Source organism: Pantoea sp. X-Soil-OKNW-556 (assembly GCF_059730695.1).
The window spans coordinates 2,708,982-2,732,120 of the sequence record NZ_AP035990.1; the positions used below are offsets into that span (position 1 = coordinate 2,708,982).

Here is a 23,139-nt window from a genome sequence, read left to right on the forward strand (position 1 = left end):
AGGCAGGAATCGGTCATGAATGCGAGCGCAGCCGCTACACAGGATACAACCAAGAAAGGCTTCAGTGACCTTCTCGCCCGCCTGCGCGCCAATCCGCGAATTCCCTTAATTATCGCTGCCGCTGCGGCTATCGCAGTGGTTTTTGCGTTGGTGCTCTGGGCAAAAGCCCCCGACTATCGCGTCCTTTATAGCAACCTCTCTGATGAGGATGGCGGCGCGATTGTCACTCAACTGACCCAGATGAACATTCCTTACCAGTTTGCCGAGAACGGCGGTGCACTGATGGTGCCGGCCGATAAGGTGCATGAACTGCGCCTGCGTCTCGCCCAACAAGGGTTGCCGAAAGGTGGCTCGGTAGGGTTTGAACTGATGGATAAAGAAAAGTTCGGCATCAGCCAGTTCAGCGAGCAGGTTAACTATCAACGCGCGCTGGAAGGTGAACTGGCACGAACTATCGAAACACTCGGTCCGGTCAAGAGCGCGCGTATTCATCTGGCGATGCCGAAACCGACCCTGTTCGTGCGTGAGCAGAAAGCGCCGTCGGCTTCCGTTACGCTGAATCTGCAACCAGGCCGCGCTCTGGACGAAGGTCAGATTCAGGCAGTGGTGCATATGGTCTCGAGCAGTGTGCCTGGCCTGCCGCCGGGTAACGTGACAGTGGTAGACCAGGCCGGTCGCCTGCTGACCCGTTCTGACAGCGAAGGCCGTGATCTGAACGATGCCCAGCTGAAATATACCGCCGAAGTGGAAGGCCGCTATCAGCAGCGCATCGAAGCGATTCTTAATCCTATTGTTGGCCAGGGCAATGTGCATGCGCAGGTGACAGCGCAGCTCAACTTTGACCGTAGCGAACAGACAGATGAGAAGTATCAGCCTAACGGTAGCCCTGATAATTCAGCGATTCGTTCGCGTCAGACCAGCACCAGCGAGCAGAACGGTAGCCCGTACCCGGGTGGCGTACCTGGTGCATTGTCAAATCAGCCCGCCCCAGCGAATACCGCGCCGGTGACCAATCCGCCCGCTAACAATGCCAATGGACAAAACAATGCGGCCAATGGCACCAGCACCAGTACCAGCGAAAAGAGCGGCCCAAGCAGTTCACGCCGTGACGACACCGTTAACTACGAACTGGATCGCACCATTCGTCATACCAAGCTGAACGTCGGGGATGTGCAGCGTCTGTCGGTCGCGGTGGTGGTGAACTACCGCACTGACGACAAAGGCAAAGAAGTTGCCCTGAATGATCAGCAGATTAAGCAGATTGAAGACCTGACCCGTGAAGCGATGGGCTATTCGCAGAACCGTGGCGACAGCATCAACGTGGTGAACTCACCGTTCAATATGACCGAGCCTGCCGGTGGCGACCTGCCCTTCTGGCAACAGCAGTCGTTCTTTGATCAGTTGATGAATGCCGGTCGCTGGCTGCTGGTGGCGTTGGTTGCCTTCATCCTCTATCGCAAACTGGTACGTCCGCAGATTATGCGTAAGCGTGAGCAGGAACAGGCCGCCGCCGAAGCCGCTGCCGCCCGTGCCGCTGCGCAGGAAGAGGAAGAAGCCTATAGCGTGCAGCTCAGTAAAGATGAGCTGGATCAGGAACGCAAATCAACTAACCGCATGAGCGCGGAAGTCATGAGCCAGCGTATCCGCGATATGTCTGAAAACGATCCACGCGTAGTTGCGCTGGTGATCCGTGAATGGATGAGTAACGAACTATGAGTCTGACCGGTACTGAAAAAAGCGCCATTCTGATGATGACCATTGGCGAGGATCGTGCGTCTGAGGTGTTTAAACACCTCAACCAGCGTGAAGTGCAACATCTGAGTGCGGCCATGGCCAGCATGAAACAGATTTCGCACAAGCAGCTGACCGAGGTGTTGCGTGAGTTTGAGATGAATGCCGAGCAGTTTGCCGCGCTCAGTCTCAACTCCAACGACTACCTGCGCACCGTGTTGATTAAGGCGCTGGGCGAAGAGCGTGCTTCCAGCCTGCTGGAAGATATTCTCGAAACCCGCGAAACCACCAGCGGTATGGAAACGCTCAACTTTATGGAACCGCAGGCGGCGGCAGACCTTATCCGCGACGAGCATCCGCAGATTATCGCCACCATCCTGGTCCACCTCAAACGTGGTCAGGCGGCAGATATTCTGGCGCTGTTCGACGAACGTCTGCGTCACGATGTGATGCTGCGTATCGCCACCTTCGGCGGCGTGCAGCCAGCAGCGCTGGCCGAGCTGACCGAAGTGCTCAACAGCCTGCTGGATGGTACCAACCTCAAGCGCGCGAAGATGGGCGGCGTGAGAACCGCAGCGGAAATTATCAACCTGATGAAAACCCAGCAGGAAGAGGCGGTTATCGAAGCGGTTCGCGACTTCGACGGCGAACTGGCTCAGAAGATCATCGACGAGATGTTCCTGTTCGAAAACCTGGTGGAAGTGGACGACCGCAGCATCCAGCGTCTGTTGCAGGAAGTGGAATCCGAGCAGTTGCTGATCGCCCTGAAGGGTGCCGAACAGCCGCTGCGCGAGAAGTTCCTCAAAAACATGTCAGCCCGTGCGGCGGATATCCTGCGCGACGACCTTGCCAACCGTGGCCCGGTCCGTATGTCTGCGGTGGAAAACGAACAGAAAGCCATCCTGCTGGTGGTACGCCGTTTGGCAGAGGCAGGCGAAATGGTAATTGGTGGTGGCGAGGAAACCTATGTCTGATGCCTTTTCTGCCCGTCCGTGGCAACGCTGGCAGCCTGATGATTTAGGGCGTTCATTCGATTCTGAACCCGAAGAGCTGCCGCTGGAGTCCATCAGCGACGAAGTGCTGAGCGCCGAAGATGAACAGCAACAACAACTGGAGCGTCTGCAACAGCAGATGCGCAAAGAGGCGCAAACGCAGGGCTACAGCGAAGGCTACCAGAAAGGTCATGCTGAATCGCAGCAACATGGCTACGACGCTGGTTTCCAGCAGGGCCTGGCTGACGCCCAACAGCAGCAGGCGCCGTTGCAAGCGCGTATGCAGCAACTGGTGACAGAGTTTCAGCACACGCTGGAGTCGCTCGATAGCGTGATCGCCGCACGTTTGATGCAGTTGGCGCTGGAAGCCGCACGCACCGTTATCGGTCAGGCAACGACGGTCGATGGCAGCGCACTGCTGCGTCAGATTCAACAGCTGATTCAACAGGAACCGATGTTCAGCGGGAAACCCCAGCTACGCGTGCACCCGGATGACCTGCAACGAATTGAACAAACCCTCGGCCCGACGCTGGATCTGCACGGTTGGCGTCTGCTGGCCGACAGTACCCTGCACCCTGGCGGCTGTAAACTCAGCGCCGAGGATGGCGATCTCGACGCCAGCGTAGCAACACGCTGGCAGGAATTGTGCCGCCTGGCGGCACCGGGAGAGTTCTGATGAGCACGCGCCTCAATCGCTGGCTCGGGGCGCTGGACGCCTTCGAAGATCGTATTTCCCAGGTGCAGACCGTACGTCGCTATGGCCGCCTGGTTCGTGCCACTGGCCTGGTTCTGGAGGCCACCGGCCTGCAACTGCCGCTGGGTGCCACCTGTATTATTGAACGTCATGACGGCGCGAATATCACTGAAGTAGAAAGTGAAGTGGTCGGCTTTAACGGCCAGAAACTGTTTCTGATGCCGCTGGAAGAAGTGGACGGGATTTTGCCCGGTGCTCGCGTTTATGCGCGCGTCACCGGTGATAACGCGCATAGCGGCAAACAACTGCTGCTCGGTCCACAACTGCTGGGTCGGGTGCTTGATGGCAGCGGTAAGCCACTTGATGGCCTGCCCTCCCCAGAAACCGGCTATCGCGCGCCGTTGATCACCGCCCCTTTCAACCCGTTACAACGTACCCCGATTGAGGATGTACTGGATACCGGCGTACGCGCTATCAACGCCCTGCTTACCGTCGGACGCGGGCAGCGTATGGGCCTGTTCGCTGGTTCCGGCGTCGGCAAAAGCGTGCTGCTCGGCATGATGGCACGTTACACCAAAGCCGATGTGATTGTGGTTGGCCTGATTGGTGAACGTGGCCGTGAGGTTAAAGAGTTTATTGAAAACATTCTCGGCGCCGAAGGCCGGGCACGTTCGGTGGTCATTGCAGCTCCGGCTGATGTCTCACCGCTGCTGCGTATGCAGGGCGCGGCCTACGCCACCCGCATCGCTGAAGATTTTCGCGATCGCGGTCAGCATGTGCTGCTGATTATGGACTCACTCACCCGCTACGCTATGGCCCAGCGTGAGATCGCGCTGGCTATCGGTGAACCTCCTGCCACCAAAGGTTATCCACCTTCGGTGTTTGCCAAATTGCCCGCGCTGGTGGAACGCGCCGGTAACGGTACGCATGGCGGCGGCTCCATTACCGCCTTTTATACCGTTCTGACCGAAGGTGACGACCAGCAGGACCCGATTGCCGACTCCGCGCGCGCCATTCTTGACGGACATATCGTGTTATCGCGCCGTCTGGCGGAAGCGGGACATTATCCGGCAATAGATATTGAAGCCTCGATCAGCCGTGCCATGACCGCGTTGATCGATGAAAACCACTACGCCCGCGTGCGTCAGTTTAAGCAACTGCTCTCCAGCTTCCAGCGCAACCGTGATCTGGTCAGCGTGGGAGCCTACGCCGCAGGTAGCGATCCGATGCTGGATCGGGCCATTAAGCTCTATCCACAGATGGAAGCCTTCCTGCAACAGGGGATTTTCGAACGCAGCGACTACGACGATGCCTGCCTGCATTTACAGGCGATGTTCGGTTAAACCTGCGTGAAGGGGGATTGCAATGAAAACGGCCAATGCTATCGATACATTGCGCGACCTGGCGGAACAGGACCTGGAGAAAGCGGTCATTCACCTTGGTGATATGCGCCGCGGCCACCAGCAAGCTGACGAGCAGCTGCATATGCTGCTCGATTACCAGGATGAGTATCGCAACAAGCTGAATCAGGATATGTCTGGCGGTATCGCCAGCACCCGCTGGACCAACTATCACCAATTTATTCAGACGCTGGAAAAAGCCATTGAGCAGCATCGTCAACAGTTGCAGCAATGGAGTCAGCGCCTCGATCAGGCTCTTAATAACTGGCGCGAAAAGCAGAAACGGCTTAATGCCTATCAAACGCTGATTACCCGCGCCGCCGAAACCGCATTACGACAAGAAAACCGTCTCGATCAGAAACGGATGGATGAATACGCCCAACGGGCCGCACTGAGGAAAGGCGAATGATTACGCTGCCAACACTCGTTACACAAACTGCCAGTTCGGGTGAGGCTGATACTTCAGCTTCAACGGACATTCTGCAAGGGGTGGAAAACCTGCCGCAGGACTTCGTTACCGCCCTGGGAAATCAGTTATTGACGCTGGCAAAACAGCAAGGCACCAACGCGCAATCGGCTGATTCATCAGCAGAAAGCGATGAAAAATCCAGCAAAGGTGTCTCTCTGAGCGCGCTGCTGGAGGCACTGGACAAACCAGAGACGCTGAACGCACTTTTACAGCCGGAAAATATTAAAGCCACGCTGAAATCAGCCGATGATAAGGATAAGACTGAGGCAAGTTCGTTAAGCGCCAGCGACTTACAGAATGTTCAGGCCCTGTTCGCCATGTTACCGGCAGCGGTGGAAGATCGTACTACGCAAACAGCGGCCACCACGGCGCTGAGTGAGAATACCAGTGACAGTCGTGCCAGTCTGAACAGTACGTTACTCAGTGCGCTAACCAGTAAAGTTAAGGATGAGCAGTCGGATACAACGACAGCCACCACAACGGCAGTGACAACGGCAGCGACGAAGAAAAGCAGCGATGTGGCTGATGCGTTAACCGCGCAAACCACCACAACGCAGGCCACCAGCACCACGGCCGGCAGCAGTTCGACTAACAGCACCGCCCTTACGCTGGATGAGAGTTTTCAGCAGGTGTTGAGTACGCTAAGTAAACCGGATGATAAGCGTGATCTGAGCAGTAGCGACACGACAACGCCGGTAACCAGCGCACCGCTGAGCAGTACCAGCACGCTGACCAGCAGCACCGCGTCGACCAGCACCACACCGTCGACACCGATGCTGAATGCGCAACTTGGTTCGTCGGAATGGCAGCAGGCGCTGAGTCAGCAGATTGTGATGTTTAGTCGCAACGGCCAGCAGAATGCTGAGTTGCGTCTGCACCCGGAGGACCTGGGTGCAATTCAGATCAGCCTGACCCTGGATAAGGATCAGGCACAGTTGAATATGGTTTCCAGCCACAGCCATGTGAGGGCCGCGCTGGAAGCGGCTCTCCCACAGCTGAAAACGGCGCTGGCGGAGAGCGGTATAAACCTGGGACAGAGTAATGTCAGCAGCGACGCTTCCGCACAAGGCCAGAATTATCAGGGTCAGCAGGAAGGTCGCCGTGATGGCCAGCACGGCAGCTTTACCCTCTCCCAGGACAGTGACAACGAGATAACGCCTATTGCCGTCCCGGCAGCCCTTCAGGCGCGCGCGACCGGCAACGGCGCTGTCGATATCTTTGCCTGACAGCGGCTAACGCTGAAGGTAAGCGTAAAACCCGCGTCTTTTCTTCCCATTGTTTGACTTAAGACGCGGGATAATCTGTCCAGGCGAGCCGAAAGGCTTGCCCATAATTCACAGGAAGTAACTGCAAACATGTCTGATAACGCGAAAGCTAAAGGCCGCAAACGTTCAATATTAATTCCGGTGTTACTGATTGTGACGCTGGCCGCTTGCAGCGTGGCAGGCTATGCAGTCTGGCGAATGATGAATAAACACGAGGGCGATAAGCCGGAAGTGGCGAAAGTAGAGCCACCCCCTGCCCCCGTATTTTTTGCAATGGATACTTTTACGGTTAACCTGGTCAATCCTGACAACGATCCTGACCGTGTGCTGTACGTAGGCTTTACGCTGCGTCTGCCCGATGAGGACACCCGACGTCGGCTGAATGACTACCTGCCGGAAGTGCGCAGCCGCCTGCTGTTGCTGCTCTCACGTCAAAGCGCTGCGGCGCTGGCGTCTGAGCAAGGCAAACAGGCCCTGGTTGATCAAATCAAACAGGTGCTGGCGCCGCCGCTGGTAAAAGGTCAACCTCCGCAGGTGGTCAGTGACGTGCTGTTTACCGCCTTCATTTTGAGGTGATTTAATGGGCGATAGCATTCTCTCCCAGGCTGAGATTGACGCGCTGCTCAATGGCGACAGTGACAGCGCGGAAGTAGAGAAGAGTTCCAACGGGGGCGACAGTGATATTCGTCCCTATGATCCCAATACCCAACGTCGCGTGGTGCGTGAACGTTTGCAGGCGTTGGAGATCATCAATGAGCGTTTTGCCCGTCACTTTCGTATGGCGCTGTTTAACCTGTTGCGCCGCAGCCCGGATATCAGCGTCGGGGCGATCAAGATTCAGCCGTACCATGAGTTTGCCCGCAACCTGCCGGTGCCGACCAACCTGAACCTGATCCACCTGAAACCGCTGCGCGGCACCGCGCTGGTGGTGTTTTCGCCGAGTCTGGTGTTTATCGCCGTGGATAACCTGTTCGGTGGCGATGGCCGCTTCCCGACCAAAGTGGAAGGCCGCGAATTTACCCATACCGAGCAGCGCGTCATTCGCCGCATGCTGAAGCTGGCGCTGGAAGGCTACAGCGACGCATGGAAAGCGATTTACCCGCTGGATGTGGAGTATGTCCGTTCTGAGATGCAGGTGAAGTTCACCAACATCACCACCTCGCCGAACGATATCGTGGTGAACACCCCGTTCCAGGTGGAGATTGGCAACCTGGTGGGTGAATTCAACATCTGTATTCCATTTTCGATGATTGAGCCGCTGCGTGAGCTGCTGGTCAATCCCCCACTGGAGAACTCTCGTCAGGAAGATAACCACTGGCGCGACAACCTGGTGAAACAGGTGCAGCACTCGGAGCTGGAGCTGATTGCCCACTTCGCCGATGTGTCGCTGCGTCTGTCACGTATTTTGCAACTGAAACCTGGTGACGTCCTGCCCATTGAGAAGCCGGATCGCATCATCGCACACGTAGATGGCGTACCGGTGCTTACCAGCCAGTACGGCACGTTAAACGGCCAGTATGCGCTGCGTGTCGAGCATCTGATTAACCCGATTTTGAATTCGCTGAATGAGGAACAGCCCAATGAGTGACAGCAAGAAACCGTCCGATGACGACATCTCCGCGGACGATCTGTGGGCTGCTGCAATGAACGAGCAGGCGGCAACCAGCGCGCCGGAGCAAAGCGAAGCGGTATTTAAGTCGCTCGACGGCGGCGGTGCCAGCGGATCATTGCAGGACATCGATCTGATCATGGATATCCCGGTCAAACTGACCGTGGAGCTGGGTCGGACCAAAATGACCATCAAAGAGCTGCTGCGCCTGACGCAGGGTTCGGTAGTGGCGCTGGACGGTCTGGCCGGTGAACCACTGGATATTCTGATCAACGGCTACCTGATTGCCCAGGGTGAAGTGGTGGTGGTGAACGACAAATATGGCGTGCGCATTACCGATATCATCACCCCGTCTGAACGTATGCGTCGTCTGAGCCGCTAAGTATGTTGAAGAACGCGCAAACGGTACAACCTGCCAGCCACAGCCAACCGGTGGTTTCAGCCGGTTCGGTGATTGGCCAGGTCAGCAGCGTGCTGGCGGTGATTGTGTTACTGATCCTCGCCTGTGGCTGGCTGGCACGCCGCCTCGGTTTTGCACCGAAGGCGGTGAGCGGTCAGGCGCTGAAAGTCAGTGCCAGCGTACAGGTCGGCCAACGCGAGCGGGTGGTGATTGTTGATACCCAGGATGCCCGTCTGGTTCTTGGCGTCACCGCACAACAGGTCACTCACCTGCATACCCTGCCACCGCTTGCGCCTGAAGATGCTGCTGCGCCACCCGCGCCGCAGGATTTTCGTCAGCTGTTAAACACTCTGGTTAAACGCCCCGGAAAAACCCAATGATGCGTCGTTTGCTTCCTCTTCTGCCGCTGCTGTTGCTGGCACCGGTTGCGCATGCGCAACTGCCCGGTTTGGTAAGCCATCCGTTGGCAAATGGTGGCCAGAGCTGGTCGTTGCCGGTGCAGACGCTGGTTTTTATCACCTCACTGACTTTTATTCCGGCAGTGCTGCTGATGATGACCAGTTTCACCCGCATCATTATTGTATTTGGCTTGTTGCGCAACGCGCTCGGTACGCCATCAGCACCGCCGAACCAGGTATTGGTCGGTCTGGCGCTGTTCCTCACTTTCTTCATCATGGCACCCACTTTCGACAAGATTTATTCCGACGCTTATCTGCCGTTTAGCCAGGACAAGATCAGCATGGATGTCGCCATTGATAAGGGTGCACAGCCGCTGCGTGAATTTATGCTGCGTCAGACGCGTGAAGCGGATTTAGCGCTGTTTGCCCGTCTGGCAAATACGCCGCCGATTGAAGGGCCGGAAGCGGTGCCGATGCGCATCCTGCTGCCTGCCTATGTCACCAGTGAGCTGAAGACCGCATTCCAGATTGGTTTTACCGTCTTTATCCCTTTCCTGATCATCGACCTGGTGGTTGCCAGCGTGTTGATGGCGTTGGGGATGATGATGGTCCCCCCCGCCACCATTTCACTGCCGTTTAAGCTGATGCTGTTCGTGCTGGTGGATGGCTGGCAGCTGCTGGTGGGTTCACTGGCGCAAAGTTTCTATTCCTGAGGAGTGCAGCATGACACCCGAATCGGTAATGGTAATGGGACAGGACGCGATGCGTGTTGCCCTGATGATGGCGGCACCCATGTTGCTGGTGGCGCTGGTGAGTGGCCTGATTATCAGCCTGTTGCAGGCGGCTACGCAGGTCAACGAACAAACCCTGTCATTTATTCCCAAGATTCTTGCCGTGGCCGCCACCGCGGTGGTTGCCGGTCCGTGGATGCTTAACCTGATCCTGGATTACATGCGCACCCTGTTTAGCAACCTGCCTTATATCATCGGTTAATGATTAACCTCGACAGCGGCCAATTAGTTCATTGGGTCAGCCAGTTCTTCTGGCCGATGGTGCGTTTGCTGGCGCTGTTTGCCAGCGCGCCGGTACTCAGCGAGAAAAGTATCCCGAACCGCGTCAAAATTGGTCTGGCGGTGCTAACGACGTGGATTTTGATGCCGTTGCTGCCACCGGTTGAAGTCACCCTGTTTACCGCTGCCGGTTTCTGGCTGCTGCTTCAGCAAATTCTGATTGGTGTCGGTCTGGGGCTGACCATGCAGTTTGCATTCGGTGCAGTGCGTATGGCGGGCGAAGTGATTGGCTTGCAGATGGGGTTGTCATTCGCTACCTTCTTTGACCCTGGCAGCCGTCTGAATATGCCGGTGCTGGCGCGTTTTCTTGATATGCTGGCGATGCTGCTGTTCCTGACCTTCAACGGTCATCTGTGGCTCATCTCGATGCTGGTCGACAGTTTTCACACCATGCCGATCAGCGATCATCCGCTCAACGCTAACGCGTTTATGGCGTTGGTGAAGGCAGCGGGATTAATTTTCCTTAATGGCATGATGTTAGCGCTGCCATTAATCGTTCTGCTCCTCACGCTCAATATGGCCCTGGGTTTGTTAAACCGTGTTACACCACAGTTATCAGTTTTCGTTGTTGGCTTCCCAATCACCTTAACTGTGGGGATCCTGAGCATCGGTCTGATGATGCCGCTCCTTGCCCCTTTTTGCGAACATCTCTTCAGTGAAGTCTTTGATTTGCTCGCTCAGTTCCTGTCAGAACTCTCCCGTACGAGTTGATTAACGAATCTGTAGCCGTTCTTAAGTGATAGTTAAGCGTTCAAAATCTATTTGTGCATTTTTCGAACCATAATTCTCAGAAATCAACTGAGGAAAATCTGATAAATGCGCATTTCTGGTGAAAATTATTCTTATTAAACGGCGCTTCAAGTATTTTAGTCAGACGAATCCTACAGTACCTAAGCGTGTGGATTCGTTGAGAAAATGCCCAATAGATTGTTTTTAAACAAAAAAAATTTAGCAGCGATTTTTCTTGTAAGAAAACCTTTTTTCCGGCATTGTCAACACTCGCTGAAACGTCACACTTTCGTATTTCAAATGTTTTTAAGATTTGTCCTATCAGATTTGTCTGTGACATGCGCGATAGTGACATGGCTCGCAAAAATGAGCGATTTACCGACTTAAAACAAATTCCCGGCGATTCCCACTGTCGCGGGGTCAAGAGTGACGTTGAAGTAACACAACAAACTTCGCAGAACGGGTCAGGGAAGAGTCATGATGGCGCACGGGTTTACTCCGCCAGGCTGCTGAGCAGAATAAAAAAGTGTCTTTGGAAATCTCTCTCGTACCGCAAACGCGTAATTCATCGTTGATTTAAACGGATAACAAATTGGTGAGGGTCGCTAACATGCCAACGATTATTATGGATTCATGCAACTACACACGCCTGGGATTATCGGACTATATGTCCGCAAAAGGAGTTAAAAAGAAAAATATTACTTCCGTGTCTGACATCGAGCAATTGCAACAAAGATGTGAACAGCTAAAACCCGGGGTCGTATTTATTAACGAAGAATCGTTCATTCATGAATCCGACTCCAGCGATCGTATCCGCGGCATTATTATGCAGCATCCTGACACCCTATTTTTCATCTTCATGGCGATCTCAAACATCCATTTTGAGGAATATCTCTACGTTCGTAAGAACCTGATTATTACGTCAAAATCGATTAAAACATCGACCCTGGATTCCCTTCTCGGCACCTATCTGCAAAAGAAACTCAATGCAGCGCCACGAATTTCAGCCGGGCTTGATATTCACCCTCTGACATTAAGCCAGACTGAGTCAAATATGCTGAAAATGTGGATGTCAGGACATGACACCATTCAGATTTCAGACAAGATGCAAATTAAGGCGAAAACAGTTTCGTCACATAAAGGTAATATTAAACGTAAAATCAAGACCCACAATAAACAAGTTATTTATCATGTTGTGCGTCTCACTGATAATGTTACCTCCGGGATCTATGTCAACGTGCGATAATTTCCCTCGGTAAAAATAAGGGCTAATCCGCTGATTGGCCCTTTTTTGTTTTTGTCCATTTTGCGATGCAGATCCCACTCTGCTGACTAATCCTTTCCCCTCCCTTGCCGATGTTAGCTTCAGAACACCAACCTATATGAGAGCAAGGATATGAAAACAGCATCGATTGATGAGCAACATAAGCTCAGCATCTGGCAGAACCTGCGCCTGATGCCTCTTTTCAGCATGATCTTTGGTGGCATTCTGCTGCTTTTTGCCCTGTGCATTGGACTCGCCAGCTACTTTCTGATTCAAAGCAATAACTCGCTGAATGACGCCACAGATGAAATCCAGATTCGTATGGGGATTTCCAACAGCTCAAACCACCTGCGTACTGCACGTCTGAATGTTATTCAGTCTGGTGCCGCCGCACGTATTGGCGAGATGGATAGCTACCGCGCTGACCTGGCGCGCACCGAGCAGCGTATTGAACAGGCACGCGCCGGTTTCAAACTTTATATGGACCGCAAAACCAAAACCGCAGAAGACCTGGCGCTGGATGCACCGCTGACGGAACGCTTCAACGCTTATATCGATAAAGGTCTGAAGCCGATGATCGATTCGGCAAAACAAGGCAGCTTTGAAGGCATTATTGCGCAGGAAACCGATGTAACACGCAAACTGGATGACGCCTATAACGAGGTGTTACTCAAAGCAATCAAGATCCGTACTAATCGCGCTGATGCGATAAATGCGGAAGCGGCACATCAGTCACGTATTGGTTTTATTGCTATGGCCGCCGCCTTTGCCGCAGCACTGGTGTTGGTATTGCTGACCTTCCTGTTCCTGCGCCGCGTGGTGATTAACCCACTGCGTCAATCCGTCGCGCGTATTGAACGAATCGCTCAGGGTGATTTAACCGCGCCCGATCAGGCATGGGGCCGCAGTGAAATCGGCAGCCTGTTGCATAATCTGCAACTGATGCAGGCCTCACTGGTTCGTACGGTTGGTGTGGTACGTGAAGGTGCGGTGGCGATCTACCAGGGTTCCAGTGAGATTTCTGCCGGTAACACCGATCTCTCCTCACGCACCGAACAGCAGGCTTCCGCACTGGAGCAGACCGCAGCCAGCATGGAACAACTAACGGCCACCGTGAAGCAGAATGCCGAAAACGCCCATCATGCCAGCCAACTGGCAGCCGATGCCTCGGGTAAAGCGCGCAGCGGTGGAGAGCTGGTCGATGGCGTGGTGAAAACCATGAACAACATTTCTGGCAGCTCGAAAAAGATTGCCGAAATCACTAATGTTATCAACAGCATTGCATTCCAGACCAATATTCTGGCATTGAACGCCGCCGTTGAGGCCGCCCGTGCCGGTGAGCAGGGTCGCGGTTTCGCCGTGGTCGCCAGTGAAGTGCGCAGCCTGGCCCAGCGCAGTGCGCAGGCGGCGAAGGAGATTGAGTCTCTGATTGCAGAATCGGTTGATCTGATTAGCAATGGCTCGCATCAGGTAGGGGAAGCCGGCAATACCATGAGTGAAATTGTTGAGGCGGTGCGCCGTGTTACCGACATTATGTCTGAAATCGCCGCCGCTTCAGATGAGCAGAGCCGCGGAATTCAGCAAGTGAGCCTGGCGGTCACCGAGATGGATAATGTGACTCAGCAGAACGCCTCGCTGGTGGAAGAGGCCTCTTCGGCGGCAGCATCGCTGGAAGACCAGGCGGGTAAATTGACCCAGGCGGTTGCCGCGTTTCGTTTGAATGACAAGCCCGGTTTATTGGTTCCGACGCCGACCGTGCAGCCGACGTTAAAAGCGCTGACGCCTCGCGTGGCAACCGTCAGCAATGATAATTGGGAAACGTTCTAATCTGAGATTACTTATGCCCTCACCCCGGCCCTCTCCCGCAAGCGGGAGAGGGAGGCAGTGCAAAATGTTAGCCTGTGCTCGCATCAGTCCCCTCTCCCGCCAGCGGGAGAGGGTTAGGGTGAGGGGACATAGGGTTCGACAAACACCCCATCCGCATGATCGTTTTCATTAAAGAACCAGATACCCAGCGGATAATCCTCCAGCGCAACCAGATACATGACGCCTTCATTGAATGGCTCTACCGCCAGAATCGTGCCTGAACGGCGCGGACCACCGTCTGTCTTTACCGTCACGCGGTCATTGACCTTCATTGAATACTCTCCAGAAATAGTGCCTCGGACACAGTGTAACGGAAGAATTGGGTAACCGTGTGATCGCGATCAGCCTGGGTGATTGCTTAACTCGCCTAAGAATGCGCCTGGTAAGGGATTTTCACTTTCTTAACGTTTAATGGCGAGACTTTTGACGCGGCCAGCGCGTAGAATTTTTGTTACTGCACCAACCCCAAAGGCGCAGTCAACCTAAAAGTAACAAGGATTTTTGCCCGCGCAGCGCGGGCTTTTTTTTGCCTGTTACGCAGATTCCGCACGATTCCCCTCAGACGTCTATACTGTCTACGTCCCCCTTCTCCGCTCAGGAGGCACGATGATGGTAACGGTAAACGACGATAGCGATAACCTGAACAGCAATATCGATACATTGCTTAACGCCATTCAGGAAAAGACATCAGGCAAGATCAAAGAGCATATGCAACCACACGCGAGCGGATCGCAGGATGCGCAAATCGATCTGTCACAAGCCTTTGAACTGGATATCCACGATTGCTCCTGCATTGAAGTGCATCATTGATATCAGGCAAAAAAATACCCGGCGGGATAGCCGGGTAAAGTAAAAGCGCTAAATTCGTTACACCAGGAAAATCTCTAACACAGCAGCCAGATTACGCCTCAGTCTGAATAAGACAAGTGCCAACGCTTTCCAGAGGTGCAACCCCTCACCTGTTTTACGTCGCGGTTGTTACCGAAAACACCGCATGTATGCTGTCTTTTTTCTGCGCATCTTTTACACATGCACAATTCTGCTGTTAGCCTGTTTTAGGAATTTTCCTGGGTTAACTTCCCATTGCTGTGCGAAAAAGTGTGATCGCGATTACGCTATTATACTGATTATTCCTCGCTTTACGGATGCCCAAGGGTGTAAGGAGTGTGAAGATGGTCAGTCTTGACCAACCGTTATTGATCGTCACCGACCTCGATGGCTCACTGCTGGACCATCACGATTATCGTTGGGATGCCGCCAGCGAATGGCTGGCACGTCTGAAACAAAATCAGATTCCGCTGGTGATCTGTTCCAGCAAAACGGCGGCCGAGATCATTCCGCTGCAAAAAAAACTCGGCATCGCCGGATCGCCTTTTATTGCTGAAAACGGTGCCCGTATTGTTCTTGAGGCGGAGGACCGGCGCAGTGAAGGACAGGGACACGCTTACCTTGCACTTTGTCAGCAGTTGAAAGGCTTACAGGCTGACTTTCACTTCACCGGTTTTCACGATTTCAGTGACGTTGAGGTGTCCAGATTCACTGGCCTGACGCTGGCGGAAGCCAGTCAGAGTCGACAACGCGATGCTTCTGAGGTGGTGCTGTGGCGTGATGATGCCGCACGGCTGGATGAATTCCGCGCGGCCCTGCATCAGCACGGTCTGGCGTTAACCCAGGGAGGACGCTTCTGGCATGTGATGCCTGAAGGATGCGGAAAAGGTCACGCGCTGCAAACGTTGCAACAGCATCTCGCCCGGCGCGAGGGGATCACCCGTACCACCATCGGCCTGGGAGATGGCCCCAATGATGTGCCAATGCTGGAATGCGTCGATTATGCCGTCGTCATAAAAGGCTTCAGTAAAACGCCGGTCATCCTGACGCGCGATGATGAGGAAAACGTCTACCACACCGCACACGTTGGTCCCGAGGGCTGGCGTGAAGGTTTGGATTATTTTCTTGCCCAACCCGATTAACGGGCACACAGCCAATCAGAAGGATGAGGCGATGAGTGATTTTTACCAGAATGGCGTGATTACCAACTTTCATAATCTCACCCACCGTAGCGTTGAGTCGCTGGAAAAAGAGATGGTGCGTTTTGCCCGCAAACGCAAAATGGGGCTGATTTTACCGTCGCTGTTTTCCGAACTGGAAGGACCGGCGCTGGATAACATTGTCAATGAACTGGCGAAAGTGCCTTACCTCGATGAGATTGTGATTGGCCTCGACCGTGCAGACCGCGAGCAGTTTCTGTTTGCACGCGAGTTCTTTGCTCGCCTGCCCCAGCGCCATCGTATTTTGTGGAATGACGGGCCGCGTCTGAAAGCGCTGGATGCCGAGCTGGATAAAGAGGGCCTTTCGCCCAGCCAGCCGGGTAAAGGGCGTAACGTCTGGTTCTGCACCGGTTATACGCTGGCCTCCGACCGTACCAGTTGCGTCGCGTTGCACGATTGCGACATCGTCACTTATGAACGTAGTATGCTGGCGCGCTTGCTCTATCCGCTGGCTAACCCGGCTTTTCAGTATGAATTCTGCAAAGGTTTTTATGCGCGTGTCGCAGGCGGCAAACTGAATGGTCGTGTCGGGCGACTGCTGGTGGGGCCGCTGCTGCGCTCACTGCAAAAAGTGTATGGTCATTCGGAATATCTCGACTATCTCGCCAGCTTCCGCTACCCGCTGTCCGGGGAATTTGCCATGCGCACCCATGTGCTGAACAATATTAAGATTCCCGGCGACTGGGGGCTGGAAATTGGCGTGCTGTCGGAGATTTATCGCAACTACACCACACGGCAAAGCTGCCAGGTAGAGATTGCCGATAACTATGACCATAAGCATCAGCCGCTGGCCGAAGAAGATGGCACCGGTGGCCTTAAGCGTATGAGCAATGACATCGTGCAATCGTTGCTACGTAAACTGGCGACAATGGGTGTGCCTCTGACCAGTGACTCATTTCGGGTATTGAAAGCCACCTACTATCGCAACGCGCTGGATATGATGGAGGTCTACAATCACGAAGCCACTATGAATGGTCTGAAGTTCGACCAGCATATTGAAGAGGCGGCGGTAGAGATGTTCACCCAGGCGATTCTCGATGCCGGTCAGGCATTTATTGAACGTCCGAATGACAAACCCTTTATTCCCAGCTGGAGCCGGGTGCAATCTGCCTTTCCGGATATCCTGCAACGGATTTACCAGGCGGTTGAAGAGGATAACGACGGTAAGGTCTAATCCGCGCTGCACACGCGATTACGGCCACTGGTTTTCGCCAGGTAGAGTCGGCTATCGGCTTTGGCCTGCAAGCTCTCTGCGTCATAATCGCTCTGCTCCTCGCTGCTGGTCACCCCGGCGGAGAGCGTGATGTTAAAGGTGGTACTGGCGTTCACCAGGATAGTTTTGGCCGCCAGACGCGCACGGATGCGCTCCGCAACCACACTGGCTTCCGCCAGGGTGGTTTCTGGCAACACAATACAGAATTCTTCCCCGCCAATACGTCCCGCCACATCGTATTTACGCAGCGTATGACTGATTACGCTGGCTACACGGATCAATGCCTGATCGCCCGCATGATGCCCCCAGGTGTCATTGACCTTCTTAAAATGATCAACATCCAACTGGATAACCGCAAGCGGTCGCTGCAACTGCTGGCAGTGGGCAGCCTGCGCCACAAACTGTTCGAAGAAGGCACTGCGATTGAGTAAACGCGTCAAACCATCGTAATTGGCCCGCCAGGTGAGGCGCGCAGAGAGTTCATCCTGGCGGCGCACCAGACGGAAGATCACCTGATGTGCTACCACCAGCATCAGGACAAACAGCAACCACATGCCGAGCAGGAACAGCGTAACGCGTCCCAGCTCCTGCTTCATACCCTGCTTCAGGGTCTGCACATTGATAATGTAGCCGTCGACATTTTCCAGTTTGCTCCAACTGGCAAACTGCGTCCCCAGCCGCAATATGCCGCTGCGTTCATGTTGCATACGCTTCAGCAATTCTTGCCGTTGTTCAGCATTCAGTGGGACTTCATCTGGGGCATGCAGGCGAGCCACCTCCTCCAGCTTACGATCGAGGAACACCAGGTTACCTTGCAACAGCGTATGACGCGTTTCCGCCAGCAGATTACGAATGCGCGCCTGGGGGAAATCCATCGACAACACGCCATACCAGTAGCCATTGCTGATAATCGGCGCGCTGAGGGTCAACATCAGTCCTTCATCGAACTGCCCCTGGTAACCGCTGGTCCAGCGCAGATAGGGGCTGGGATTCTGCTGCGGGTTAAGGGCACGAAAATAGGCGCGCTGCACCATTGTGGCATAGCTTTGCTCCAATTCTTGCGGGCTTTGCGGTGGTCGCGAGCTGATATAAAAACCCGCGCGGGAGATGTACCAGAAGCGCGAATGAAAATCATGGTCCGGATCGCTGAATTGCATGATAAAACTGAACTCCAGCGCAGCGCGGATCTCCTGGTCAATCAGAGCCGGATCGCGCCTTAGCAGCGGATCACGCGCCAGCCAGGCATCTCCGACACCGTTCAGCGGCATACTACGCGGGCTATTCAGCTGCAATTGCCACAACGGATGCTGACGTAACGCCTGGAAACGCGTCACCGCTTCGCGCGCGTTATCGGAATCAAGCGGGTGTGTCAGCGCATAACTCAGCATCTTCTGGTAGTAAACCAGCTCATCTACGCTCTCCTGAAACTGACTGTCGAGATTCTTTTGAATCTCCGCCAGTTGCGCACGCTGACGATCTTCATAGCTGGTTTTTAGTTCCAGCGCTTCATGCACCGTCAGGAAAGCCGAGAAAAGGAAAACCGCAAAAAAACACAGGTGAACAGATAAAATGGGATTGCCCGACTGCCGGGGAAGTGGCGTTTGTGCCATCAGCAACCATGCTCCGGAAAAAGGCGAATGAAAACAGTGTAGCCAGCCGGGGAAAGATCGTACAGACGGGGATCGGTAGCGGCGCGATTTATCGCGCAATTTCGTGCAGGGTGCAGAAAAAGTCGCGCGATAAAACGTGCCGCTACGTATTCATCTCAGCTATTAGCTGGCCAGCTGGCGCGCGGCAGATAAGTGACAGAGTTCGTCACTATGGAATGCCTCACGGCGCACGCTGTAGCCATCATACCAACGACACTCTACCATTCCGCTGGCATAGCCGGTCACCACCATAGTGGGTCCGCCCTGTTTGTGCTGAACTTCGTCACTGATCGCAAAGGTCATACGCGCCCTCCCTTCTACCCGTTGAATGAACTTCATCAGGTATAGCAGGTGCGGGGGGTTTTTGCCTATAAGAGATTGTGATTACTACTGCAATTTAGGAATAAGCAGTTAAATATGCGGAAAATAAAAAAAGCGGATAAAAATTATTATCCGCTTTGAAATGCTTTCCCGGGTGGGAAAATCAGATTTTACAACCTTCGCAATCAGCTTCGTCGCTCAGATCGGTCGGGACTTCGCGTGCTTTCTCCGCCGCTTTCGCTTCAGCCTGTTCCAGCTGTGCATCGATATCAAATTCAAACATATCGTCGTTCATCATCGTTCTCCTGACCCGTGATTAGAAATTTCCTGCGCTTTATAGTCTTTATCCACGCACTTTGGCAATCAGATTCACCACCAACAGCACGATCGACCCAATCAAAAAGCCCAGTACCAGGTTGGCGCCGTTGCTGAGCAGCGCCGAGACCAACGGGTTAAAACCCGCACTGTACGCCTCAATCGCATGGTGCAACGGCGTAATCCCGTGAATGACAATACCGCCCCCCACCAGGAACATCGCCAGGGTACCCACCACCGACAGAATTTTCATCAATATCGGGGCAGCGGCTAACAACAATCCCCCCACCGCCTGCGCCAGCGTGGATGATTTTTCCCGCAGCCAGTATCCGAGATCGTCGATTTTCACAATCCCGGCAACGATGCCATACACCCCCACCGTCACCAGAATGGCGATACCCGCCAGCACCATCACCTGATTGAGCAACGGCGCTTCCGCCACGATGCCCAGTGTGATGGCAACAATTTCGGCCGAAAGGATAAAGTCGGTACGTACCGCACCTTTCACTTTATCCTTCTCAAATGTCTTTGGATCCTGTTGCGCCAGTTGCTCAAGACGCTGCTGACGTGCTTCCGGGCTTTGCTCGGCTTTATCGTGGTTGAGGCTGTGCAACACCTTCTCCACGCCCTCAAAGCAGAGATACGCCCCGCCAATCATCAGCAACGGCGTAATCAGCCAGGGCGCAAAAGCTGAGATCAGCAGCGCCAGCGGCACGAGGATCAATTTGTTAATAAAGGAGCCTTTCGCCACCGCCCACACCACCGGCAATTCGCGATTGGCTTTTACGCCGGTAACCTGTTGCGCATTCAGGGACAGATCGTCACCCAATACCCCGGCGGTTTTTTTTGCGGCCACTTTGCCCATCATGGAGATGTCATCAAGCAAGGTGGCAATATCATCCAGAAGCGTCAGTAAGCTGGTTCCTGCCAAAATGTTTTCCTTATTCCTGTTCGTGATCCTGACAACAGGGGCAACGCTCGACCGCCGTCACTGACATATCGGCGATGCCCGCACAATCCCACTCAACGCGTAACGGCTGCCCCGCCACATCCCCGGCATGCAAATATTTGCTCACCGGACTTTCCGTCATACCCGTAATCTCTTCGGTGGCGACCAGCGTATCACCCAGATAGATCCGGGCGGTGGCTCGGGTGTTGACCATCCGTTCGTCACGAAGTTGGTACAGGCGTTTGACCGTCAGTTTTATGCTGCTCATGGCTATGTTCCGCGTCCCAGAGAAAGGAGTGATCTAAACCGTTATAGCGAGTAAAAGCAACAATCTGCCTTATACGCCGCGATAATGATGCAAACCTGCATGATCGATTTCACCGCTGTGACTGGCGGCCAACAGCCACTCCTCCAGTCGTTCAATTAACGCCTCGTCCTTGAGGCGCAGCTTGCCACGTAACGCACATTCCCAGACGATCAGCACCTTCCAGCCGCTCTCCTGCAACTGCTGAATGTAGCGCCGGTCCCGTTCGACATTACTGTTAATTTTACCGGCCCAGAATTCGGTACGCGTAGCGGGCATTTTGAACAGATAGCAATGATGACGATGCCAGAAGCAGCCGTGGACAAAAATAATCGCCTGCTGGGCCGGGACGACAAAATCAGGTCGACCGGCTAATGCTTTATCCTGCACCCGATAGGTAAATCCACGGTCTTTTAATATCAACGCAATACGCTGTTCAATCGCCGTATCCTGAGTACGAATTGCACGCATATTCTTGCTACGAACATCACGAGAATGGACGTCGGCCATAACCTTTCCTTTTTCTTGTGGCTCCTTCAACTTTAGCGGTTTGGGGCAAAAGCGAAAGCCGCATTCACCACCGGCACGTCGGGCCAATTTCTTCATAGCGTCAGGAGTGGTAGCATAGCCGCTTCACTGTTAAGGAAAAACGCATGCACGCCGAAGAGACCGCCGCGACTGCCTCACCCTCCCCACTCACTGTTTCCGCCACTGACGATGCCACCACGCTGTTGTTGCAAGTGCTGGCAATTTACGCCGCACGCGACCTTGTGAGCACGCTGAGCGACGCCGGTGGTCGCGACTGGAGCGTGCCTCGTCTCAACCGTATTCGTCAGGGAAAGAGTGCAGCACCGGCGTTAAGCAGCGCGGAAGTTGCCAGTTTGCAGGCGTTATTACCCGCTCGTCCCGCGCATTATGACGCGCCTCGTTTTCAGTTTGTCGATCTGTTTGCCGGTATTGGCGGCATTCGCCGTGGCTTTGAACAGATTGGCGGCCAGTGCGTCTTTACCAGTGAATGGAATAAAGAAGCGGTGCGTACCTACAAGGCCAACCACTATTGCGATCCGCAGCAACATCGCTTCAACAGCGATATTCGCCAGGTAACGCAACCGGCCGGTCTGAGTGATGAGCAAGCCATCTATCAACATATTGATCGCACAATCCCTGACCATCAGGTGCTACTGGCAGGTTTCCCCTGCCAGCCGTTCTCGCTGGCCGGTGTGAGTAAAAAGAATGCCCTGGGCCGGGCGCACGGTTTCGAGTGTGAGGCACAGGGAACCTTATTCTTCGATGTGGCACGCATTCTGGCTGCGAAAAAGCCGCCGTTCTTCGTGCTGGAAAACGTGAAGAACCTGAAAAGTCACGACAAAGGACGCACCTTCGCCATTATTATGGCGACGCTGGATGAGCTGGGCTATGACGTGGCCGATGCGGATAACGCGGGACTGGCCGATGCCAAAATCATCGATGCACGCCATTTTCTGCCGCAACATCGTGAGCGTATTGTGTTGGTGGGTATCCGTCGCGACACCCATCTGAGCGAGGGATTTTCTCTGCGCGCCTTACCCGCACTCTATCCCAAAAAAGTCACGACGCTCAGTAGCTTGCTGGAACCCCAGCCTGATGCCAAATATACGTTGTCACCGATACTGTGGAACTACCTTTACCAATACGCCAAAAAACACAAAGCCAAGGGGAACGGCTTTGGTTTCGGTCTGAACGATGCGCGTAATCCGTCGGTTTGCGTGCGCACCCTGTCGGCTCGCTATTACAAAGACGGTTCGGAAATTCTTATTGATCGTGGTTGGGACCGTGAGCTGGGCGAGCAGGACTTTCATCAGCCGGACAATATGTCACGCCGCCCACGTCGTTTAACACCACGCGAATGCGCGCGGCTGATGGGATTTGAAGCACCGGGTGAAACGCGCTTCCGCATTCCGGTGTCCGATACCCAGGCCTATAAACAGTTTGGCAATTCGGTAGTGGTGCCGGTGTTTGCTGCTGTAGCGCAACTGCTATTGCCATTGATCGAACAATACACCCGCAACATGAAGTGATTTCGGGCTGCGGGCACAGCGGTTCAGACTGGAAAACGCGTAAGAAAAAACCCGTCAATTGACGGGTTTTGTTTTATTTCTTTTTCTTGCCCTGCTTCTTCAACAGCGCGCGAATCTGTTTCAGTTCAGCAGCACTCAGTTGATCGGTTACCGCTTCTGCTGTGTCCTGATTGTCGATCGCATCCTGCGCCGGAGCCTGTAGGCTCGCCTGCAAGCGATTCACAATTTCCTGACTCATAGAAATTTGGTTGTCCAGAGCCAGTTGTTTGATGTGTTCTTTCAGCGCAGGATCAATCTTAATCGTTAAATTAACGGTCTCGGTCATCGTGTTACTCCTTATTGATTTTCATCAACGTAGCGGAAGATGCCGAAAGTTAACAGGCTGTCATAAAAATT

At 54.0% G+C, this 23,139-nt stretch carries 27 protein-coding genes; 19 read left to right on the plus strand and 8 right to left on the minus strand.

Annotated features, from left to right (window positions below; all coding sequences use genetic code 11):
- Positions 1-15: 15 nt before the first annotated feature.
- The 15 genes from fliF (at position 16) to AC6I8T_RS12865 (ending at position 13,848) form a co-directional block, all read left to right on the plus strand.
- Positions 16-1,716 carry a flagellar basal-body MS-ring/collar protein FliF gene (fliF, locus tag AC6I8T_RS12795; RefSeq protein ID WP_208724112.1) on the plus strand — a complete coding sequence of 567 codons (1,701 nt, stop codon included), beginning with the start codon at positions 16-18 and terminating at the stop codon, positions 1,714-1,716.
- A complete protein-coding gene (gene fliG, locus AC6I8T_RS12800; protein ID WP_021182868.1) occupies positions 1,713-2,705 on the plus strand; it encodes a flagellar motor switch protein FliG in 993 nt (330 codons plus the stop codon). The genes fliF and fliG overlap by 4 nt, the downstream gene beginning before the upstream one ends.
- Positions 2,698-3,399, plus strand: coding sequence for a flagellar assembly protein FliH (gene fliH, locus AC6I8T_RS12805; protein WP_021182867.1), 702 nt, complete (start codon positions 2,698-2,700; stop codon positions 3,397-3,399). The genes fliG and fliH overlap by 8 nt, the downstream gene beginning before the upstream one ends.
- Positions 3,399-4,760, plus strand: a complete 1,362-nt coding sequence (gene fliI, locus AC6I8T_RS12810; RefSeq protein WP_021182866.1) for a flagellar protein export ATPase FliI — start codon at positions 3,399-3,401, stop codon at positions 4,758-4,760. The genes fliH and fliI overlap by 1 nt, the downstream gene beginning before the upstream one ends.
- Positions 4,761-4,782: 22 nt before the next feature.
- On the plus strand, positions 4,783-5,226 hold the full coding sequence (gene fliJ, locus AC6I8T_RS12815) for a flagellar export protein FliJ (protein WP_021182865.1): 444 nt from the start codon (positions 4,783-4,785) through the stop codon (positions 5,224-5,226).
- A complete protein-coding gene (locus AC6I8T_RS12820; RefSeq protein ID WP_497833977.1) occupies positions 5,223-6,512 on the plus strand; it encodes a flagellar hook-length control protein FliK in 1,290 nt (429 codons plus the stop codon). The genes fliJ and AC6I8T_RS12820 overlap by 4 nt, the downstream gene beginning before the upstream one ends.
- Before the next feature lie 129 nt (positions 6,513-6,641).
- Positions 6,642-7,127 carry a flagellar basal body-associated protein FliL gene (gene fliL, locus AC6I8T_RS12825; protein ID WP_021182863.1) on the plus strand — a complete coding sequence of 162 codons (486 nt, stop codon included), beginning with the start codon at positions 6,642-6,644 and terminating at the stop codon, positions 7,125-7,127.
- Positions 7,128-7,131: 4 nt separating this feature from the next.
- Positions 7,132-8,139, plus strand: coding sequence for a flagellar motor switch protein FliM (gene fliM, locus AC6I8T_RS12830; RefSeq protein ID WP_021182862.1), 1,008 nt, complete (start codon positions 7,132-7,134; stop codon positions 8,137-8,139).
- Positions 8,132-8,542 carry a flagellar motor switch protein FliN gene (gene fliN / locus AC6I8T_RS12835; RefSeq protein ID WP_021182861.1) on the plus strand — a complete coding sequence of 137 codons (411 nt, stop codon included), beginning with the start codon at positions 8,132-8,134 and terminating at the stop codon, positions 8,540-8,542. The genes fliM and fliN overlap by 8 nt, the downstream gene beginning before the upstream one ends.
- A 2-nt stretch (positions 8,543-8,544) precedes the next feature.
- Positions 8,545-8,940, plus strand: coding sequence for a flagellar biosynthetic protein FliO (fliO, locus tag AC6I8T_RS12840; RefSeq protein WP_021182860.1), 396 nt, complete (start codon positions 8,545-8,547; stop codon positions 8,938-8,940).
- Positions 8,940-9,671, plus strand: coding sequence for a flagellar type III secretion system pore protein FliP (fliP, locus tag AC6I8T_RS12845; RefSeq protein WP_036625087.1), 732 nt, complete (start codon positions 8,940-8,942; stop codon positions 9,669-9,671). The genes fliO and fliP overlap by 1 nt, the downstream gene beginning before the upstream one ends.
- Before the next feature lie 10 nt (positions 9,672-9,681).
- Entirely contained in the window at positions 9,682-9,951 is a 270-nt protein-coding gene (fliQ, locus tag AC6I8T_RS12850; protein WP_021182859.1) for a flagellar biosynthesis protein FliQ, read from the plus strand.
- Positions 9,951-10,739 carry a flagellar biosynthetic protein FliR gene (fliR, locus tag AC6I8T_RS12855; protein WP_021182858.1) on the plus strand — a complete coding sequence of 263 codons (789 nt, stop codon included), beginning with the start codon at positions 9,951-9,953 and terminating at the stop codon, positions 10,737-10,739. Before fliQ ends, fliR begins: the two co-directional genes overlap by 1 nt.
- Positions 10,740-11,367: 628 nt before the next feature.
- Positions 11,368-12,003, plus strand: a complete 636-nt coding sequence (rcsA, locus tag AC6I8T_RS12860; protein WP_036624919.1) for a transcriptional regulator RcsA — start codon at positions 11,368-11,370, stop codon at positions 12,001-12,003.
- Between the two features lie 150 nt (positions 12,004-12,153).
- Positions 12,154-13,848, plus strand: a complete 1,695-nt coding sequence (locus AC6I8T_RS12865) for a methyl-accepting chemotaxis protein (protein WP_208724110.1) — start codon at positions 12,154-12,156, stop codon at positions 13,846-13,848.
- A 113-nt stretch (positions 13,849-13,961) separates the two neighbouring features.
- On the opposite strand, the gene dsrB is transcribed toward AC6I8T_RS12865, so the two are convergent.
- Positions 13,962-14,159: a protein DsrB gene (dsrB, locus tag AC6I8T_RS12870; protein ID WP_208724109.1), complete on the minus strand. Its 198-nt coding sequence runs from the start codon at positions 14,157-14,159 to the stop codon at positions 13,962-13,964.
- A gap of 334 nt (positions 14,160-14,493) precedes the next feature.
- On the opposite strand from dsrB, the gene AC6I8T_RS12875 reads away from it, so the two are divergent.
- From AC6I8T_RS12875 to AC6I8T_RS12885, 3 genes are all read left to right on the plus strand, one after another.
- Positions 14,494-14,697, plus strand: a complete 204-nt coding sequence (locus AC6I8T_RS12875; RefSeq protein WP_021182854.1) for a DUF2525 domain-containing protein — start codon at positions 14,494-14,496, stop codon at positions 14,695-14,697.
- Positions 14,698-15,059: 362 nt separating this feature from the next.
- Complete coding sequence (locus AC6I8T_RS12880) at positions 15,060-15,857, plus strand: mannosyl-3-phosphoglycerate phosphatase-related protein (RefSeq protein WP_497833978.1); 798 nt, start codon at positions 15,060-15,062, stop codon at positions 15,855-15,857.
- 31 nt (positions 15,858-15,888) lie between these two features.
- Positions 15,889-17,109 carry a glycosyltransferase family protein gene (locus tag AC6I8T_RS12885; protein WP_021182852.1) on the plus strand — a complete coding sequence of 407 codons (1,221 nt, stop codon included), beginning with the start codon at positions 15,889-15,891 and terminating at the stop codon, positions 17,107-17,109.
- Here AC6I8T_RS12885 and dgcQ read toward each other — a convergent pair.
- The 6 genes from dgcQ to AC6I8T_RS12915 form a co-directional block, all read right to left on the minus strand.
- Positions 17,106-18,758, minus strand: a complete 1,653-nt coding sequence (gene dgcQ, locus AC6I8T_RS12890) for a cellulose biosynthesis regulator diguanylate cyclase DgcQ (protein ID WP_497833979.1) — start codon at positions 18,756-18,758, stop codon at positions 17,106-17,108. The genes AC6I8T_RS12885 and dgcQ overlap by 4 nt on opposite strands.
- Before the next feature lie 162 nt (positions 18,759-18,920).
- Positions 18,921-19,100 carry a YodC family protein gene (locus tag AC6I8T_RS12895; RefSeq protein ID WP_021182850.1) on the minus strand — a complete coding sequence of 60 codons (180 nt, stop codon included), beginning with the start codon at positions 19,098-19,100 and terminating at the stop codon, positions 18,921-18,923.
- Between the two features lie 181 nt (positions 19,101-19,281).
- Positions 19,282-19,416 carry a hypothetical protein gene (locus tag AC6I8T_RS12900; RefSeq protein WP_021182849.1) on the minus strand — a complete coding sequence of 45 codons (135 nt, stop codon included), beginning with the start codon at positions 19,414-19,416 and terminating at the stop codon, positions 19,282-19,284.
- Between the two features lie 45 nt (positions 19,417-19,461).
- The gene (locus AC6I8T_RS12905; RefSeq protein ID WP_021182848.1) at positions 19,462-20,364 is read right to left on the minus strand and encodes a DUF808 domain-containing protein; all 903 of its coding nucleotides are present in this window, start codon (positions 20,362-20,364) and stop codon (positions 19,462-19,464) included.
- A 10-nt stretch (positions 20,365-20,374) separates the two neighbouring features.
- Positions 20,375-20,650, minus strand: coding sequence for a hypothetical protein (locus tag AC6I8T_RS12910; protein ID WP_021182847.1), 276 nt, complete (start codon positions 20,648-20,650; stop codon positions 20,375-20,377).
- A 69-nt stretch (positions 20,651-20,719) separates the two neighbouring features.
- Positions 20,720-21,196 (minus strand): very short patch repair endonuclease, encoded by a 477-nt coding sequence (locus tag AC6I8T_RS12915; protein WP_208724106.1) that lies wholly within the window; start codon positions 21,194-21,196, stop codon positions 20,720-20,722.
- 143 nt (positions 21,197-21,339) lie between these two features.
- Between AC6I8T_RS12915 and dcm the strand changes: the two genes are divergently transcribed.
- Positions 21,340-22,743: a DNA (cytosine-5-)-methyltransferase gene (gene dcm / locus AC6I8T_RS12920; RefSeq protein WP_497833980.1), complete on the plus strand. Its 1,404-nt coding sequence runs from the start codon at positions 21,340-21,342 to the stop codon at positions 22,741-22,743.
- Positions 22,744-22,816: 73 nt separating this feature from the next.
- Here the strand turns inward: dcm and AC6I8T_RS12925 are convergent, their stop codons facing one another.
- On the minus strand, positions 22,817-23,068 hold the full coding sequence (locus AC6I8T_RS12925; protein ID WP_208724104.1) for a hypothetical protein: 252 nt from the start codon (positions 23,066-23,068) through the stop codon (positions 22,817-22,819).
- Positions 23,069-23,139: the final 71 nt, after the last annotated feature.

Bases quoted from the DNA above. Each gene is read 5' to 3' on its own strand.
- fliF (WP_208724112.1), top strand. From the start codon at position 16: ATGAATGCGAGCGCAGCCGCTACACAGGATACAACCAAGAAAGGCTTC.
- fliG (WP_021182868.1), top strand. From the start codon at position 1,713: ATGAGTCTGACCGGTACTGAAAAAAGCGCCATTCTGATGATGACCATT.
- fliH (WP_021182867.1), top strand. From the start codon at position 2,698: ATGTCTGATGCCTTTTCTGCCCGTCCGTGGCAACGCTGGCAGCCTGAT.
- fliI (WP_021182866.1), top strand. From the start codon at position 3,399: ATGAGCACGCGCCTCAATCGCTGGCTCGGGGCGCTGGACGCCTTCGAA.
- fliJ (WP_021182865.1), top strand. From the start codon at position 4,783: ATGAAAACGGCCAATGCTATCGATACATTGCGCGACCTGGCGGAACAG.
- AC6I8T_RS12820 (WP_497833977.1), top strand. From the start codon at position 5,223: ATGATTACGCTGCCAACACTCGTTACACAAACTGCCAGTTCGGGTGAG.
- fliL (WP_021182863.1), top strand. From the start codon at position 6,642: ATGTCTGATAACGCGAAAGCTAAAGGCCGCAAACGTTCAATATTAATT.
- fliM (WP_021182862.1), top strand. From the start codon at position 7,132: ATGGGCGATAGCATTCTCTCCCAGGCTGAGATTGACGCGCTGCTCAAT.
- fliN (WP_021182861.1), top strand. From the start codon at position 8,132: ATGAGTGACAGCAAGAAACCGTCCGATGACGACATCTCCGCGGACGAT.
- fliO (WP_021182860.1), top strand. From the start codon at position 8,545: ATGTTGAAGAACGCGCAAACGGTACAACCTGCCAGCCACAGCCAACCG.
- fliP (WP_036625087.1), top strand. From the start codon at position 8,940: ATGCGTCGTTTGCTTCCTCTTCTGCCGCTGCTGTTGCTGGCACCGGTT.
- fliQ (WP_021182859.1), top strand. From the start codon at position 9,682: ATGACACCCGAATCGGTAATGGTAATGGGACAGGACGCGATGCGTGTT.
- fliR (WP_021182858.1), top strand. From the start codon at position 9,951: ATGATTAACCTCGACAGCGGCCAATTAGTTCATTGGGTCAGCCAGTTC.
- rcsA (WP_036624919.1), top strand. From the start codon at position 11,368: ATGCCAACGATTATTATGGATTCATGCAACTACACACGCCTGGGATTA.
- AC6I8T_RS12865 (WP_208724110.1), top strand. From the start codon at position 12,154: ATGAAAACAGCATCGATTGATGAGCAACATAAGCTCAGCATCTGGCAG.
- dsrB (WP_208724109.1), bottom strand. From the start codon at position 14,159: ATGAAGGTCAATGACCGCGTGACGGTAAAGACAGACGGTGGTCCGCGC.
- AC6I8T_RS12875 (WP_021182854.1), top strand. From the start codon at position 14,494: ATGATGGTAACGGTAAACGACGATAGCGATAACCTGAACAGCAATATC.
- AC6I8T_RS12880 (WP_497833978.1), top strand. From the start codon at position 15,060: ATGGTCAGTCTTGACCAACCGTTATTGATCGTCACCGACCTCGATGGC.
- AC6I8T_RS12885 (WP_021182852.1), top strand. From the start codon at position 15,889: ATGAGTGATTTTTACCAGAATGGCGTGATTACCAACTTTCATAATCTC.
- dgcQ (WP_497833979.1), bottom strand. From the start codon at position 18,758: ATGGCACAAACGCCACTTCCCCGGCAGTCGGGCAATCCCATTTTATCT.
- AC6I8T_RS12895 (WP_021182850.1), bottom strand. From the start codon at position 19,100: ATGACCTTTGCGATCAGTGACGAAGTTCAGCACAAACAGGGCGGACCC.
- AC6I8T_RS12900 (WP_021182849.1), bottom strand. From the start codon at position 19,416: ATGATGAACGACGATATGTTTGAATTTGATATCGATGCACAGCTGGAA.
- AC6I8T_RS12910 (WP_021182847.1), bottom strand. From the start codon at position 20,650: ATGAGCAGCATAAAACTGACGGTCAAACGCCTGTACCAACTTCGTGAC.
- AC6I8T_RS12915 (WP_208724106.1), bottom strand. From the start codon at position 21,196: ATGGCCGACGTCCATTCTCGTGATGTTCGTAGCAAGAATATGCGTGCA.
- dcm (WP_497833980.1), top strand. From the start codon at position 21,340: ATGCACGCCGAAGAGACCGCCGCGACTGCCTCACCCTCCCCACTCACT.
- AC6I8T_RS12925 (WP_208724104.1), bottom strand. From the start codon at position 23,068: ATGACCGAGACCGTTAATTTAACGATTAAGATTGATCCTGCGCTGAAA.